The 15,650-nt window shown below is 63.3% G+C and carries 11 protein-coding genes, 1 tRNA gene and 1 other RNA gene; 5 read left to right on the forward strand and 8 right to left on the reverse strand.

All coding sequences use genetic code 11. The features are described from left to right. Window positions 1-199, forward strand: a 199-nt coding sequence (locus WJW29_RS07000) for a transposase (RefSeq protein WP_041182906.1), incomplete at its 5' end; no start/stop codon positions are given. Between the two features lie 210 nt (window positions 200-409). Here the strand turns inward: WJW29_RS07000 and rnr are convergent. Then, window positions 410-2,938, reverse strand: coding sequence for a ribonuclease R (rnr, locus tag WJW29_RS07005; protein WP_011258790.1), 2,529 nt, complete (start codon window positions 2,936-2,938; stop codon window positions 410-412). Between the two features lie 121 nt (window positions 2,939-3,059). On the opposite strand from rnr, the gene WJW29_RS07010 reads away from it, so the two are divergent. Continuing rightward, a tRNA-Leu gene (locus WJW29_RS07010) sits at window positions 3,060-3,146 on the forward strand. 358 nt (window positions 3,147-3,504) lie between these two features. Here the strand turns inward: WJW29_RS07010 and WJW29_RS07015 are convergent. The 4 genes from WJW29_RS07015 to WJW29_RS07030 all read right to left on the reverse strand — a co-directional run bounded on the left by WJW29_RS07015 (window position 3,505) and on the right by WJW29_RS07030 (window position 6,643). Continuing rightward, on the reverse strand, window positions 3,505-5,028 hold the full coding sequence (locus WJW29_RS07015) for a platelet-activating factor acetylhydrolase IB subunit (RefSeq protein ID WP_171970814.1): 1,524 nt from the start codon (window positions 5,026-5,028) through the stop codon (window positions 3,505-3,507). Between the two features lie 154 nt (window positions 5,029-5,182). Next, a non-coding RNA gene (locus tag WJW29_RS07020) (sX9 sRNA) lies at window positions 5,183-5,259 on the reverse strand. A 62-nt stretch (window positions 5,260-5,321) separates the two neighbouring features. Further along, window positions 5,322-5,462, reverse strand: a complete 141-nt coding sequence (locus WJW29_RS07025) for an acyl-CoA dehydrogenase (RefSeq protein ID WP_011258788.1) — start codon at window positions 5,460-5,462, stop codon at window positions 5,322-5,324. Further along, on the reverse strand, window positions 5,462-6,643 hold the full coding sequence (locus WJW29_RS07030; RefSeq protein WP_041182094.1) for an acyl-CoA dehydrogenase family protein: 1,182 nt from the start codon (window positions 6,641-6,643) through the stop codon (window positions 5,462-5,464). Before WJW29_RS07030 ends, WJW29_RS07025 begins: the two co-directional genes overlap by 1 nt. An 88-nt stretch (window positions 6,644-6,731) precedes the next feature. Here WJW29_RS07030 and WJW29_RS07035 point away from each other — a divergent pair, with 88 nt between their 5' ends. The 3 genes from WJW29_RS07035 (at window position 6,732) to metH (ending at window position 11,759) form a co-directional block, all read left to right on the forward strand. Further along, complete coding sequence (locus WJW29_RS07035; RefSeq protein ID WP_011258786.1) at window positions 6,732-7,727, forward strand: metalloregulator ArsR/SmtB family transcription factor; 996 nt, start codon at window positions 6,732-6,734, stop codon at window positions 7,725-7,727. Next, window positions 7,724-8,863: a homocysteine S-methyltransferase family protein gene (locus WJW29_RS07040; protein WP_011258785.1), complete on the forward strand. Its 1,140-nt coding sequence runs from the start codon at window positions 7,724-7,726 to the stop codon at window positions 8,861-8,863. The genes WJW29_RS07035 and WJW29_RS07040 overlap by 4 nt, the downstream gene beginning before the upstream one ends. Before the next feature lie 142 nt (window positions 8,864-9,005). Beyond that, window positions 9,006-11,759 carry a methionine synthase gene (metH, locus tag WJW29_RS07045; protein ID WP_011258784.1) on the forward strand — a complete coding sequence of 918 codons (2,754 nt, stop codon included), beginning with the start codon at window positions 9,006-9,008 and terminating at the stop codon, window positions 11,757-11,759. Between the two features lie 386 nt (window positions 11,760-12,145). Here metH and WJW29_RS07050 read toward each other — a convergent pair whose 3' ends face one another. Genes WJW29_RS07050 through fucP form a run of 3 tightly spaced genes read right to left on the reverse strand, consistent with a single transcriptional unit; the run spans window position 12,146 to window position 15,641 of the window. Then, window positions 12,146-13,351, reverse strand: coding sequence for an AGE family epimerase/isomerase (locus WJW29_RS07050; protein WP_011258783.1), 1,206 nt, complete (start codon window positions 13,349-13,351; stop codon window positions 12,146-12,148). After that, window positions 13,348-14,334, reverse strand: coding sequence for a carbohydrate kinase (locus WJW29_RS07055; protein ID WP_012445125.1), 987 nt, complete (start codon window positions 14,332-14,334; stop codon window positions 13,348-13,350). The genes WJW29_RS07050 and WJW29_RS07055 overlap by 4 nt, the downstream gene beginning before the upstream one ends. After that, on the reverse strand, window positions 14,331-15,641 hold the full coding sequence (fucP, locus tag WJW29_RS07060) for an L-fucose:H+ symporter permease (protein WP_011258781.1): 1,311 nt from the start codon (window positions 15,639-15,641) through the stop codon (window positions 14,331-14,333). The genes WJW29_RS07055 and fucP overlap by 4 nt, the downstream gene beginning before the upstream one ends. Window positions 15,642-15,650: the final 9 nt, after the last annotated feature.

Consider the following 15,650-nt stretch of genomic DNA (forward strand, 5'->3'; position numbering starts at 1 on the left):
CAAGCATGTCACCGTACAGATTGCCAAGCGCAGCGAGCTGCATACCTTCAAGGTCATGCCCAAGCGCTGGAGTGTCGAACGCAGCTTTGCCTGGCTGGAGAAGAACCGGAGGCTATGGAAGAACTGCGAGCGAAGGCTCAATACCAGCTTGCAGTTCATCCACCTGGCGTTCCTGGCACTGCTGCTCAGGAGATCGTGAACAGGTTCTTAGATCGGCCAACACAACGACTGCGCCCACCCAGGCAAGCGCAGTGAGCGCTCGGAGTCGGCCGGAACCGCTTGCACGCTGCGGTTCCGCAGCACCGTCCACACCCATCTGAGTACGACTCGCGAGGTTGCGGTGAACGCTCTTGCTTACTCCTGCACCGCATTGCTGGCCGCCATCTCGGCCGCCCGCAATGCCATCACCTCAGGACGATTTCTTCTTGCGCTTGGTCGACGTTTCGCGCAGCGGCAGCGGCGCTTCGGGCGCTGCACCCTCTTCGGCCAGGCGGAAGTCGATCTTGCGTCCTTCCATGCTGGCCTTGAGCACCAGCACGCGCACCGGGTCGCCCAGACGGAATTCGCGACCACGGCGTTCGCCACTGAGCGTCTTGCGGATCGGGTCGAACTGGTAATAGTCCTGCGGCAGCTGGGTGACATGCACCAGGCCATTGACCTTGGACTGCGTCAACTCCACGAACAGACCGAATCCGGTCACGCCGCTGATCACGCCGTCGAACTGGCCACCCACATGCTTTTCCATCCACGCGGCGCGATAGCGCTCGTCCACTTCGCGCTCGGCTTCGTCGGCACGCCGGCCGCGTTCGGAGCACTGCAGCGACAACGCCGCCATCTGACGCGGGGTGTAGATGAATTTTTCCGGGCTGGCACCGGTCAAGGCGTGCTTGAGCGCGCGATGCACCAGCAGATCCGGGTAACGCCGGATCGGCGAGGTGAAGTGCGCGTACGCCTCCAACGCCAGACCGAAGTGCCCGTTATTTTCCGGCGAATACACCGCCAGGCTCTGGCTGCGCAGCAGCACCGATTCCAGCAACGCCGCGTCCGGACGCGCACGCACCTTCTTCAGCAGCTTGGTGTAATCGCCGGGGCGCACCTTGCTCCATGCGGGAAGGCTCAGCTGGAATTCCTTGAGGAACTCCAGCAGGTCTTCGTACTTGCTCTCCGGCGGCCGCTCGTGCACACGGTACGGCGCCGGCACATGCATGCTCAGCAGGTAGCGGGCCGCCTCGACATTCGCGGCGATCATGCATTCTTCGATCAGCTTGTGCGCATCGTTGCGCACCAGCATGCCGGCCTGGGTGACCTCGCCGGTATTGTCGAGCACGAAGCGCACTTCGGAGGTTTCGAATTCGATCGCACCACGGTGCGTACGCGCCTTCGACAGCACGTGGTACAGCTGATGCAGACGCTGCACTTGCGGCAGCAACGGGCCGATGAAGGCCTTGGTGTCGGCATCGCCTTCGCCCACCGCCTTCCACACCTGGTTGTAGGTCAGGCGCGCATGCGAGTTCATCACCGCTTCGTAAAAACGCGAGCCGGTCACTTCGCCATCGCCTCCCACCTGCATGTCGCAGACGAAACACATGCGATCGACCTTGGGCATCAGCGAGCAGATGCCGTTGGACAGCGTCTCCGGCAGCATCGGCACCACGAATCCCGGGAAATACACCGAGGTGGCGCGCTTTTGCGCTTCGTCATCCAGCGGCGTGCCGGGACGCACATAGTTGGACACGTCGGCGATCGCCACCACCAGACGGAAGCCGTCGGCGTTGGGTTCGCAATACACCGCGTCGTCGAAATCCTTGGCGTCTTCGCCGTCGATGGTGACCAGCGGCATCTGCCGCAGATCCACGCGCCCACCGATCATCTGCGGCTCGACCACCAACGGCACAGCCGCCGCTTCGTCCAGCACTTCCTGCGGGAACTCGTGCGGAAGTTCGTGGCCGTGGATGGCCATTTCCACCACCAGCGACGGGGTCAGCTTGTCGCCAAGCACCGCGATGATCTTGCCGATCGCCGGGCGGCGCGCGTCCGGCGGCGCGATCAGTTCGCAAACCACCAACTGGCCTTCGCGCGCCTCGCCGATACCGTCCGGGGCGATTTGCACATTGCGCTGGATGCGCTTGTCATCGGGATCGACGTAAGCCACGCCGTGCTCATAGAAAAAGCGCCCCAGCATGCGCGACATGCCCCGCTCAAGCACGCGCGCAATCGCACCTTCGCGACGGCCGCGGCGGTCGATGCCGGTGACATTGGCCAACGCGCGGTCGCCGTGCATGACCTTGCGCATCTCGAACGGCGGCAGGAACAGGTCATCGCCACCGCCGTCGGGCTTGAGGAAACCGAAGCCCTCCGGATTGGCGATCACCACCCCAGCGATCAGGCTGGTCTGCTGCACCGGCGCATAGCCGCCGCGGCGGTTTTGCACCAGTTGCGCTTCGCGCACCATCGCGGCCAGGCGCTTGCCCAGTGCATCGATGCGATCGCTCAGATTGAGCTGCTCGGCAATTTCTTCAGCGGTCTGCGGGCCGTCGCAGGCTTCAAGCAGCTGCAGGATCGCTTCGCGACTGGCGATCGGCTCTGCATAACGCAGGGCCTCGCGGTCGGCGTGCGGATCCTTGAATTCGGCAGCAGCGGGCGGCGCGGCGGTCTGGAAGCGTTCCGGCGGCGGCGCAGGTGGGCCACTCTTGCGCGGATGCGGTGCGCGCGGGGCCGGCGGCGTTGGCAGGGCGGCCGGCGGTTGCGACGCAGCATTGGAAGCTTTGTCGGCAGCGCGCTTGTTGGCGGACTTGGTCGACGCGCCGGCGGCGGCACGGACCAGGAAGTCGGGCATCCAGCCTGGCAACTTCTGCTGCTCGGCGGTGCTGGACTCGCCTGCGTTGGTGGATTTACGGCGACTCGGCCGGTTGGAATCTGGGGTGTTTTTCTTTGTCATTGCTTACATGGTACCCCCTTGACGCAGTGAGATGGGCAGCAAGACCGGGTAGCCGCCGCCGATTGCCTCGCACAAACCGTTGACAAGCCTGACGGAAACCTGCAGAATCCGCCGCTCACCTGCCCAGGTGGCGGAATTGGTAGACGCACTAGCTTCAGGTGCTAGCGGGGGCAACTTCGTGGAGGTTCGAGTCCTCTTCTGGGCACCAGTTTAAAAAGACCTCCGAGCGATCGGGGGTCTTCTGGTTTTCTGGGTTCGAAAAATACGTTGTCACCGTGCCTGATTGCCGCGCGAGGCTCTCTTGATGCGCCGGGGCACGTTCGCTTTGCTTGCGTTGAATACGACCGTCCTGATCGCGCGCCTTGCCTCTTTCGACGATCGCCTCGCTTGAGGCCACCACCGCGCCCGACGCCATCTTCAGTCCCCACGCAGCGATGCGGCCACTCCAGGTTTAACCCAAGCTCGATCATCCGTGGCGCGCGCGAGGTTGCACGCGCCGGTGGCAGCACCGTCGCGCTCACCCGCTACACCGGCCTTTCGATGCACGCGCCCGAGTGCTACCTGCTTTACGGCGCAGCGGTAATCCCGGCCTCGCGCAAGGCGTGCGCCCAGATGCGGTAGCCAGCTTCGCTGGGATGGGTGCCGTCCGGCATCAGCGCTTCGGGCAGCGTGCCGTCGGCTTGCACCAGTTTCGGGCCGATATCGACCAGGCGCACTGCGGGGTCTTTGGCGTAGCGCGCGACCAGCAGCCGGTTGGTCTCGGCAATTGGCGCGCGCCGCGCGTCGTCGGCATTGCGGCCACGCGGCATGATCACCATCAGGATCAGCTTGCTGTCGGGCAGGCGCCGGCGCACTTCGCCGACCACCGCCTGCACACCCAACGCGGCTTCGGCCGGGGTGCTGGCGCGCGATTGCGCGGTGCCAGTGAGGTTATTGGTGCCGATATGCAGCACCACCCAGCGCGGATCCAGGCCATCGAGTTCGCCCTGGCGAATGCGCCACAGCACGTTTTGCGTGCGGTCCCAGCCGAAGCCCAGATTCAGTACCGGCCGCTTGCCATACAGCCATTGCCACGATTCAGGCCCACTGACCCGGGTGGCCTGCGGCGGCCCGGACCAGAAGTGCGTGATCGAGTCGCCGATCATCACCACCTCCGGCTTCAAGCTGCGCGCTGCTGCCAGCGCTGCGTGGTGGCGCGCGTACCAGTCATAGGAATCCTGCTCCAGCCAGTCGACCGGTATCAGCGAGGTCGCTGCATCACGGCCAAGTTCGGCCAGCGGCTTGACCGGCGGCTCGCCCAGCAGCCGCGCCAGCGTAGGTTCGATCGCTTCGGCCAGCATGCGCTGCCCTTGCATGTCCGGATGCAACGCACCGGCCGACGGACGGAACCGGGTGTCGTAGAACAACTCGGTGCGCAGCTTGCCGTCGCGCTGGAAGATCGAGCTCACATCCAGATAGGTCACGCGCGGGTTGTCGCCGTAACGCACGGCCAAGCCCTGGTTGATCTGCGCATCGCGCCGCGACTTTTCGCTGGAAATATCGCTGGGCAACACACTCAGCAACAGGATGTGCGTGCGCGGCAGCTTTTGTTCGATCGCTGCGACCACCGCATCGATGCCGAGCTGGGTCTGTTCGGCGGTTTGACCGAGATGACCGGTGTTGTTGGTGCCGATGAGCACGAGTGCGACCTTCGGGTGCAGCCCGTCGACTTCGCCATTGGCCAGCCGCCATAGTACGTTTTCGGTGCCATCGCCGCCGAAGCCCAGATTGAGTGCGCCGCGGCTGCCGTAAAAGGTCTGCCAGGTCGGTTGAAAGTCTTCGTCCGGCGCCTCGGCTTTTTCGTAGTTCTGGGTGATCGAATCGCCGATCAGCAGGAGCTTGGCATCCGGGTGCTGCTTCACCTGCTCCAGCACCTGCGCATGTCGCTGCGCCCACCAAGCTTCCTGCAGACGGTCGGTCGGCACGATCGACGGTGGCGGCGTTTGCGCGCTTGCCGCAGTGCACATCAGCAATAGCCCCAAACAGCAAAGCGTGCGCGCGAGGCCAGACAGGGAAACGCGAGACGTCGTAGCGTGCGAAGACCAGGACATGCGCGCACCAGACACGGAAGAAGCGCCGATTGTGGTCTGCGCGTGCTGCCCGCGACAAGCGCTGGCGCCGCGGTGCTCGGTGGCAATGGTTTCGCGGTGAGCACGCTAGCGCCATCGCATTGTGCGGGACGCTGGAGCGATGACGACTTGGAGCGGCTAACAAAACGTAGCGAGCCGCTGTCAGGCGGGCGCGGACGCAGCGCTCAGAACCGCAGTGGACGCGTGGTACATGCCGATTCCGAGCACCGGCCGCGCCCGCCTGGCGGTGAGCGCAGTCGTTTTGTCAGCCGCTCTTAGCGCAAGCCGTTGCCGCCACGCGTCATCACCACCCGCCGGATGACCAGAGTGCCTTCGTAGATTTCGGTGATCGTGGCATCGCGAAGAGCGCTCCAGCGTTGCCGCGCGCGGCGGCAACGCTGGAGCGCGGCGTGCATCAGCGCAAGCCAGTCTCGCCGCGCGCAATCACCAAGCGTTGGATTTCCGAGGTGCCTTCGTAAATTTCGGTGATTTTGGCATCGCGGAAGTAGCGCTCCAGCGGCATCTCTTTCGAATACCCCATGCCGCCATGAATTTGCACCGCTTGATGGGTGATCCACATCGCCGCTTCGGACGCAGTGAGCTTGGCCACCGCCGCTTCGGTGCCGAACGTCTGCCCCTGCCCCTTCAACCACGCCGCGCGCAGCGTCAACAGCAGCGCTGCATCCAGCTTGCACTTCATGTCGGCGATCTTGGCCTGCGTCATCTGGAAGGTGCCGATCGCCGCGCCGAACGCCTTGCGTTCCTTGACGTACGCCAACGTGGCTTCGTACGCCGCACGCGCGATACCGACCGCCTGCGAAGCAATACCGATGCGCCCGGCATCCAGCACGCTCATTGCGGTCCTGAAGCCCTCGCCTTCCACACCCAGCACTTCATCGGGCTGCGCAAGGTAATCGGCAAACTCGATTTCGCACGTGGCCGAGGCGCGAATGCCGAGCTTGGGCTCGGTCTTGCCGCGATGGAAACCGGCACGATCGGTGTCGACCATGAACGCAGTGATGCCGCGCGAGCCCTTGTCCGGCTCGGTCACCGCGAACAACACGATGTATTTGGCCACCGGGCCGGAGGTGATCCAGCTCTTCTTGCCGTTGATGACGAAGCTGCCATCGGCCTGCTTGACCGCGCGGCAGCGCATTGCCGAAGCATCCGAGCCGGACTGCGGCTCGGTCAGCGCGAACGCACCGATGTGCGTGCCCTCGGCGATCGCGCGCACGTACAGCTGCTTCTGCGCTTCGCTGCCGTTTTTCAGAATACCGGTGCAAAACAGCGAGTTGTTGACCGAGACGATGGTGGAGTGCGCGCCATCGGCCGCGGCGATTTCGATCATCGCCAGCGCATAGCTGATCGGGTCCATGCCGGCGCCGCCGTAGTCGACCGGCACCTCGATGCCCATCAGACCGTTTTCGCCCAGCAAGCGGATATTTTCCAGCGGAAATTCGCCGCTACGGTCGAATTGCTCGGCGCTGGGCGCGATCTTTTCCTGCGCGATGCGGCGCGCCACATCCTGGATCATCAATTGTTCTTCGGTAAAGCTGAAATCCACGTCGCACCACTCCAGGCCTGAGCTGAGCCCCATTGTAGCGCCAACCATTCGCATGCGTATGTAGTTGACCGCACCTGCCGCCGGACCGAAAATATCTCCATATCGCGATATAGAGATATTCATGGATCTGGAAGACTGGTCGGCCCGCTTGAAGGTATTCGCCGACGCCACCCGAGTCCGCCTGCTGGCCTTGCTGGAGCAGGAAGAACTCACCGTGGCCGAGCTGTCGGCCATTACCCGGCTGGCGCAGCCGCGCGTGTCCACGCATCTGGCCAAACTGAAGGAAGCCGGGCTGGTGCGCGACCGTCGCGCTGGCGTGTCGGCGTATTACCGCTTCGACGAAGTGTCGCTGGACCCGGCACAGCGTGCGCTATGGCTGGCACTGAGCACCGGCAGCGACGACCCCTTGCTGCGCCAGGACGCCGAGCGCGTGGCAGCGGTGCTGGCCAACCGCGCCGCCGACCAGAATTGGGCCGATTCGGTGGCCGGCGACATGGAGCGGCATTACTCGCCCGGACGCACCTGGGAGGCCTTGGCGCGCACCGCCCTGCCACTGCTGGAAACCGGCGACGTGCTCGACATCGCCTCCGGCGACGGCGTGCTGGCCGAACTGGTGGCGCCGCACGCCACCCGCTACATCTGCATCGACACCAGCGCGCGCGTGGTCGCTGCCGCCAGCGAGCGCCTGCGCAAATTGCGCAACGTGGAAGTGCGCGAAGGCGACATGCATGCGCTGCCGTTCCCCGATGCCAGCTTCGACCTGGTGGTGCTGATGCATGCGCTCACCTACGCGGCCAAGCCGGCGCAGGCAGTGGCCGAATCGGCGCGCGTGTTGCGCCCCGGCGGCCGGCTACTGCTGTGCAGCCTGGCCAAGCACGAACATCGCGCTGCAGTGCATGCGTACGGCCATGTCAATCTCGGATTCGCCGCCAAGGAATTGCGCAAGTTCGCCGAGAAAGCCGGGCTGGATGTCTCCAGTCTGGAGACGGTGACGCGCGAGAAACGCCCGCCACATTTCGAAGTGATCTCGCTCATCGCGATGAAGCCCGGCATGGGGAGTCGGGATTCGGGATTGGTGGAAAACAAAGACACCGCTGCGCGGAGAACCGGACCATGACGCACGCACGAATCCCAAATTCCGAATCCCCAATCCCGTTTGCATTGCCGTGGCTGCATCCCGAGCGCGCGGCCAAACTCACTGCCGCGCTCGCCGAGCGCATCCTCATCATCGATGGCGCGATGGGCACCATGATCCAGCGCCATGACCTGCAGGAGCCCGACTATCGTGGCACGCGCTTTGCCGACGGCTACGACAGCGCACATGTGCACGGCCGCGGATGCGACCACGCGCATGCACCGGAAAGCCACGACCTCAAGGGCAACAACGATCTGCTGTTGTTGAGCCGCCCAGAGATCATTGCCGGCATCCACCGTGCGTATCTTGATGCAGGCGCAGACCTGCTGGAAACCAATACCTTCAATGCCACGTCGGTGAGCCAGGCCGACTACCACCTGGAACACCTGGTGTACGAGTTGAACAAGGCCGGCGCGCAGGTGGCGCGCGCATGCTGCGATGCCGTGGAAGCGCTCACGCCGCACAAACCGCGCTTTGTGATCGGTGTGCTCGGCCCTACCAGCCGCACCGCCTCGATCAGCCCGGACGTCAACGACCCCGGCTACCGCAACACCAGTTTCGATGCGCTGCGCGAAACCTATCGCGAAGCCATCAAGGGATTGATCGATGGCGGCGCGGATACGCTGATGGTGGAAACCATCTTCGACACGCTTAACGCCAAAGCCGCGTTGTATGCGATCGAAGAAGTCTTCGAAGCGCGCGGTGGGCGTTTGCCGGTGATGATCTCCGGCACCATCACCGACGCATCCGGGCGCACCTTGTCCGGGCAGACCGCCGAAGCGTTTTACGCGTCCGTCGCGCACGGGCGACCGTTGTCGGTCGGCCTGAATTGTGCACTTGGCGCCAAGGATCTGCGCCCGCACGTGGAGACGCTTTCGCAGATCGCCGACGCCTATGTCAGCGCGCATCCGAATGCCGGCTTGCCGAACGCCTTCGGCGAATACGATGAGACGCCTGAGGAAATGGCAGAAACATTGCGCGAATTTGCCGAGTCCGGCTTGCTCAATCTGGTGGGTGGCTGCTGCGGCACCTCGCCAGACCATATTCGCGCGATTGCCGAAGCAGTTGCTGATCTGCCGCCACGGCAGCGACCTGGTGTGCAGGAGTTGGCGGCGTGATGCGCACGACGCACTTACATCGCAGGTCGCGTTCCTCGTATGCATCTGCCGGAAGCAACGCTGATCCACAGGTGTTGGGTGCGTTTCATCTACAGCGTTTCTTCCCGCCGCACGCGCAGCCGTCTTCCTGCCTGGGTTTTGCATGAGCACTCCCCGCTACACCCGTCTGTCCGGCCTTGAGCCGTTGGTCATTACGCCAGACCTGTTATTCGTCAACGTCGGCGAGCGCACCAACGTCACCGGCAGTGCGCAATTTCGCAAGCTGATCAAGGAAGAACGCTACGAGGAAGCGGTGGAGGTCGCACGTCAGCAGGTGGACAGCGGCGCGCAGATCCTCGACGTCAACATGGACGAGGGCCTGATCGATTCGGAAAAAGCCATGACGCGCTTTCTCAATCTGATCATGTCCGAACCGGATATCGCACGCATTCCGGTGATGGTGGATTCGTCCAAGTGGAGCGTGATCGAAGCCGGATTGAAATGCCTGCAAGGCAAGAGCGTGGTGAACTCCATCTCGCTCAAGGAAGGCGAAGCGGTGTTCGTCGAACACGCGCGCAAGGTGCTGCGCTACGGTGCCGCCGCGGTGGTCATGGCCTTCGACGAAGCGGGCCAGGCCGACACCTGCGCACGCAAGGTCGAGATTTGCACGCGCGCCTACAAGGTGCTCACCGAGCAAGTGGGTTTTCCGCCGGAAGACATCATCTTCGACCCGAACATCTTTGCCGTGGCCACCGGCATCGAGGAACACGACAACTATGCGGTGGACTTCATCGAAGCCACCCGTCTCGTCAAGAACACGCTGCCGCATTGCCATGTGTCCGGCGGCGTTTCCAACGTGTCGTTTTCGTTTCGTGGCAACGAAACAGTACGCCAGGCGATCCACTCGGTGTTCCTGTTCCATGCGATCAAGGCTGGCATGGACATGGGCATCGTCAACGCCGGCGGCATGCCGATCTATGACGAGCTGGATCCGGAATTGCGCGAACGCGTGGAAGACGTGATCCTCAACCGACGCAAGGACGGCACCGAGCGCCTGCTGGAAATCGCCGAGCGCTACAAGGGCACCAAAGGCGCGGCGAGAGTCGAAGACCTGGCCTGGCGCGACAAACCGGTCCGCGCGCGCTTGGCGCATGCGCTGGTGCACGGCATCGACGCATTTGTGGAAACCGATACCGAAGAAGCGCGCCAGCAATCCACACGCCCACTGGACGTGATCGAAGGTCCATTAATGGACGGCATGAACGTGGTCGGCGATCTGTTCGGCGCCGGCAAGATGTTCCTGCCGCAGGTGGTCAAATCCGCGCGCGTGATGAAAAAAGCGGTGGCGTACCTGCTGCCGTACATCGAAGCGGAAAAATTGCGTACCGGCGATAGCGGCAAGTCCAACGGCAAGATCATCATGGCCACCGTCAAGGGCGATGTGCACGACATCGGCAAGAACATCGTCGGCGTGGTGTTGGCGTGCAACAACTTCGATGTCGTGGATCTGGGCGTGATGGTGTCGGCGCAGCTGATCCTTGACCGTGCGCGCGAAGAGAATGCAGACCTGATCGGCTTGTCCGGCTTGATCACGCCCTCGCTGGAAGAGATGTCGCACGTCGCACGCGAGATGCAGCGACAAGGCTTCGACATTCCGTTGTTGATTGGCGGCGCCACCACCTCACGCGCGCACACGGCATTGAAGATCGACCCGCACTACAGCGCGCCCACGGTCTGGGTGAAGGATGCCTCGCGGGCGGTGGGCGTGGCGCAATCGCTGATTTCGCGCGACCTGCGCCAGGCCTTCGTTACCGCCAACGATGCGGATTACGCGGAAATCCGCGCACGCCACCGCAACCGCGGCGATGCCAAGCGCTTGGTGTCGCTGGAAAAAGCCCGTGCGCAGCGCTTCGATGGCGACTGGGACACCTACACGCCGCCTGCCCCGCGACAGCCGGGCATCCACGTGTTCGATGACTACCCGCTGCAGGAGCTCATCGACCTTATCGACTGGACGCCATTCTTCCAGGCCTGGGAGCTGGCCGGTAAATTCCCGGCAATCCTCAGCGACGAGATCGTCGGCATCCAGGCCAGCGAGCTGTATCGCGACGCACGCCGCATGCTCAAGCGCATCGTCGACGAAAAGTGGCTCACGGCCAAGGCCGTGTTCGGGCTATGGCCGGCGAACAGTGTCGGAGATGATGTCGTCGTCCTGACCGAACCGGCGGAATCGGGAGTCAGGAATCGGGAATCGCCAAGCGATGCCCCCGCGCTCGACCATTCCCGATTCTCCATTCCCCATTCCTTGCATTTTTTGCGCCAGCAAGTCGACAAACCCGTCGACCGCCCCGACTTCTGCCTGGCCGATTTCATCGCGCCGAAAAGCAGCGGCAAACGGGACTGGATCGGTGCATTCGCGGTCACTGCAGGCATCGGCATCGACCCGCATGTGGCCCGTTTCGAAGCCGCGCACGACGACTACAACTCCATCCTGCTCAAGGCGTTGGCCGACCGTCTGGCCGAAGCATTGGCCGAGCGCCTGCATCAACGCGTGCGTACCGAATTCTGGGCCTATGTCGACGACGAAACACTCGACAACGAAGCCCTGATCGCCGAGCGCTATCGCGGCATTCGCCCGGCTCCCGGCTACTCGGCCTGCCCGGAACACAGCGAAAAACGCACCTTGTTCGATCTGCTCGATGCAGAGCGCAACGCCGACATGTCGCTGACCGAAAGTTTCGCGATGCTGCCCACCGCCGCGGTCTCCGGCTATTACTTCAGCCATCCCAAAAGCCAGTACTTCGTGGTCGGGCGACTGGGCAAGGAACAGGTGGCCGATTACGCAAAGCGCAAGGGCATCACGCTGGCATTGGCCGAACGGCATCTAGCGTCCAACCTGGATTACGACCCGGAATAACTGCGGCTACGCTGCTACTGGGCTGCAATAACCTCGGCCCTCCATCGTGGCAGGACACGTTGCAAGTACGCCCCCGCAGCCTTTTGTGCGGCCGCCATGCCGCATGACGGCGCACAGCTCCAGGCCGGCGCAAACAAGTCGGTGATCGATGTGCAGAGCTCTCAGTAAAACAGCCTGCCAACCGTCTGGCGCGGTGTCCTTCCCGATTGCAGGACCATTGGCGGCATGGATGCCGCCATCGCGCCTGCAAGGACGTACTTGCGGCGTGTCCCGCAAGCGGTGAGGGCACCGTGCCCGAGACCGACCAGACGGTTGAGACGCTGACACCAGATCGCCGGGCAAACACCCGGCGATCCGGAAACAACGCTCCGCCACTTTTTACCCCATCACACAGCCGGCCGCAGCACGTTCAAGACTTCGTAACACGCGCCCATGGTGTGGTAATCGGTCTTGCCGGCCGGACTCTTCTCATCGCTGTACTTGCGGTTGTCCGCATCCAGAATGCGATACCACGCACCGTAATGATGGTCGATCATGTGCGCCCACGAATAGGCCCACAGCTTGTCGTACCACTGCCAGTAGCGATCATCGCCGCTGCGCTGGGCCAGCAATGCGGCTGCGGCCAACGACTCGGCCTGCACCCAGAAATACTTGTCGTCGTCGCAGACTTCGCCGTCGGGATCGAAACCGTAATACAGCCCAGCGCGCTGCGCATCCCATGAACGCTCCACCGCCACATCGAACAGATGCTGCGCAGTCGGCAGTAACCAGTCGGCCGGTGCATAGCGATCCAGCAGCATCAACAACTTGGCCCATTCGGTCTGATGGCCTGGCTGGAAGCCCCAAGGGCGGAACAGGTGCTTGGGATTGTCGCGGTTGTAGTCCCAATCGATGTTCCACTGCGGGTCGTAATGCTCCCACACCAGCCCATCGGCCTTGGCGGCCTGGCGCCGGGTCATGTTCTCGGCCAGCACCAGCGCGCGATCGAGATAACGCTGCTCGCCGCTGGCCTCGTACGCGGCGATCATCGCCTCGCACATATGCATGTTGGCGTTCTGGCCACGGTAGCCGGTGAAGTTGAATTGCGCGTCGGCTTCGTCGCGATACAGCCCGAACTCCGCTTCCCAGAAGTGCTTTTCCAGCAGCTGCCAGGTTTCGTCCATCCACGCGCGCGCCTCATCGACGCCGGCTTTCAGACCGCACGAATACGCCAGCAGCACGAAGGCCACGCCGTAGCAGTGATTCATGTCGTCTTCGACCACACCATCGCGCAGCGTCCATGCATAACCGCCGGTTTGCGGGTTGCGATGCACGTTGCGCAGATAGTCCAGCCCGTGACGCACCGCCTGCAAATACGCAGCATCGCCAAACTCGCGGTACGCCATCGCATAGTTGAAGACGAAGCGCGTACTGCTGACCAGATGCCGATGCCCGGCATCGTAGATCGAACCGTCATCGCGGAAATACTGGAAAAACCCGCCCGCCGGATCGATCGCGCGCGGATGGTAGAACGCCATGGTGTCGGCGATGTGCTGGCGCAAGACGTCAGCCGAACGGAAATCGGGTGCGGGTGTTGCAGGCAAACGGCTCATGATTGTTCCTGGATCAAAGTATGGACTTCATCGACGCTCGGCATTGCCGCGAACGCGCCCTTGCGCGTCACCGCCAGCGCACCGACCGCGGCAGCAAAGCGAATCACCTCGTTGATGGCCGCCGGATCGCCGCAAAGCTGCTCCAGCGACGACGCGCGCGCGGCCAGCTGATACAGCAGGCCACCGACGAATGCATCGCCAGCGGCGGTGCTATCGCGCACCTGCACGCGGAATGCCGGCACCTGGCCGGAATCGGTGCGTGTCTGCCAGTGCACCGGCCCGCCGCCATCGGTGACCAGCAACCAACTGGCGCTGCCTTGCCACAGCTTTTGCGTCACCGCACTGGCATCGCTATCGAGCGTCCCCGCCAGATAGTCGAGTTCTTCGCGCGAGAGCTTGACCACATCGGCCAACGCCAGCGCATCCCACAGCAACGGCGCCGGATCCACATCCTGCGGCCACAGCATCGGGCGCAGATTCAGATCCAGGCTGACAATGGCACCATCGGCGCGCGCACGGCGCATGCCATCGAGCGTGCATTGCGCAATCTCCGGCTCGGTCATGCTGTTGGAACACACATGCAATACCGCTGCCTGCATAAACCCGTCGGCAGCGAAGTGCTCGGGACGGAACAACAGGTCTGCTGCCGGCGGGCGGTAGAAACTGAAGCTGCGCTCGCCCGCTTCGTCCAGTGCGACGAAGGCCAATGCAGTCTTGGCCTGATCGGTGCGCACGATGCCATCAGTCACCACGCCGGACTGCTGCAAGCTCTGTAGTAGGAAATCACCGAACATGTCGCGCCCGAGCATGCCGACGAAATGCGCAGCGCCACCCAGGCGCGCCACCGCAACGGCGACATTGGCCGGCGCACCACCGGCGTATTGCGCGAAGGTGCGGGCCTCGGCCGGGCTGGCCTGCGGCAACGCCAGCATGTCGATCAACGCTTCGCCGAAACACACCACCTGATGCTTGGCCGCACTCATGCGCGTGCCTCCACCAGTGCACCGCGCAAACGCGAGCCCCAGATACCGTAGAACACGATGTACAGGTAGCACAGCAGCGGCAGCACGAACGACTCATGCAGGCCGATGCTGTCGGCAAGCAGCCCTTGCAGATACGGCACGATGGCGCCACCGACAATGGCCATGATCAACAGGCTCGACGCGCGACCGGTCAGCGGGCCAAGCCGTTCGATGCCCAGGGTGAAGATGGTCGGGAACATGATCGAATTGAACAGGCCGATCGCCGCCAGCGCGTACACCGCCAACATGCCGCCGCTGGCCATGGTCAGGCCCAGCAACACCGCGTTGATCGCAGCGAACACCGACAACAACACGCGTGGCGACAATGTGGCCAGCAGCGCCGAGCCGATGAAACGGCCGATCATCGCCAGGGTCCAGTAGGCCGACACATACTTGGTTGCCTCACGCTCGGTGAACCCACCGATCTGCGGCAGCGAGAAGTAATTGACCATCAGGCTGCCGATCGCCACTTCTGCGCCGACATAGAAAAAGATCGCCAGCACACCGAAGCGCACATGCGGATGACGCAAAGCATCGAGCAAGGAATGCTTGCTCTCGTCCTTGCGCGCGCTTGCATCGGTCAATGCCGGCAGACGGAACAGAAACACGAAGATCGCCAGCAGGAACAACACGATGCTCAGCCCGATATAAGGACCTTGCACGGCCTGCGCTTCCTGCACGCGATAGGCGAGCTGCCCAGCTTCCGGCAAGGCTTTCAGTTGATCGCCGCTCATCACCGTGTTGGACAGGATCAACCAGCCGCCCAACAGCGGTGCGATCGCAGTGCCGAGCGAATTCAGCGCCTGCGCCAGGGTCAAGCGGCTGGAAGCGCTGCGCTCCGGACCCAGCAAGGCAACGTAGGGATTGGCAGCGACCTGCAAGATGGTGATGCCGGTGGCCAGCACGAACAATGCGCCGAGAAATGCGCCATACACGCGCAATTCCGCCGCCGGCCAGAAGCCCAGCGCGCCCACCGCCGCCACCGCCAATCCGGCCACGATGCCCTGCTTGTAGCCAAACCGATTCACCAGCCAACCGGCAGGCAGCGACATCAGGAAGTACGCACCGAAGAAGGTGAATTGCACCAGCATCGCCTGCGCGAAGTTGAGCTCGAACACCGCCTTCAAGTGCGGAATCAGGATGTCGTTGAGGCAGGTGAGAAAACCCCACATGAAGAAGATCGTGGTCACCACCGACAACGCGACGCCGTTGTTGACGGCCGCCTTGTTGCCACTGGGCACGGAGGATTGCGTGGAAAGGGAAACCATAGGGATTGC

The organism is Xanthomonas sp. JL1, assembly GCF_038405005.1.

What these genes read in the sequence shown, in the direction of transcription:
- rnr (WP_011258790.1), bottom strand. Translation starts at nt 2,938, where the DNA reads ATGACAAAGAAAAACACCCCAGATTCCAACCGGCCGAGTCGCCGTAAA.
- WJW29_RS07015 (WP_171970814.1), bottom strand. Translation starts at nt 5,028, where the DNA reads ATGTCCTGGTCTTCGCACGCTACGACGTCTCGCGTTTCCCTGTCTGGC.
- WJW29_RS07025 (WP_011258788.1), bottom strand. Translation starts at nt 5,462, where the DNA reads ATGCACGCCGCGCTCCAGCGTTGCCGCCGCGCGCGGCAACGCTGGAGC.
- WJW29_RS07030 (WP_041182094.1), bottom strand. Translation starts at nt 6,643, where the DNA reads ATGGGGCTCAGCTCAGGCCTGGAGTGGTGCGACGTGGATTTCAGCTTT.
- WJW29_RS07035 (WP_011258786.1), top strand. Translation starts at nt 6,732, where the DNA reads ATGGATCTGGAAGACTGGTCGGCCCGCTTGAAGGTATTCGCCGACGCC.
- WJW29_RS07040 (WP_011258785.1), top strand. Translation starts at nt 7,724, where the DNA reads ATGACGCACGCACGAATCCCAAATTCCGAATCCCCAATCCCGTTTGCA.
- metH (WP_011258784.1), top strand. Translation starts at nt 9,006, where the DNA reads ATGAGCACTCCCCGCTACACCCGTCTGTCCGGCCTTGAGCCGTTGGTC.
- WJW29_RS07050 (WP_011258783.1), bottom strand. Translation starts at nt 13,351, where the DNA reads ATGAGCCGTTTGCCTGCAACACCCGCACCCGATTTCCGTTCGGCTGAC.
- WJW29_RS07055 (WP_012445125.1), bottom strand. Translation starts at nt 14,334, where the DNA reads ATGAGTGCGGCCAAGCATCAGGTGGTGTGTTTCGGCGAAGCGTTGATC.
- fucP (WP_011258781.1), bottom strand. Translation starts at nt 15,641, where the DNA reads ATGGTTTCCCTTTCCACGCAATCCTCCGTGCCCAGTGGCAACAAGGCG.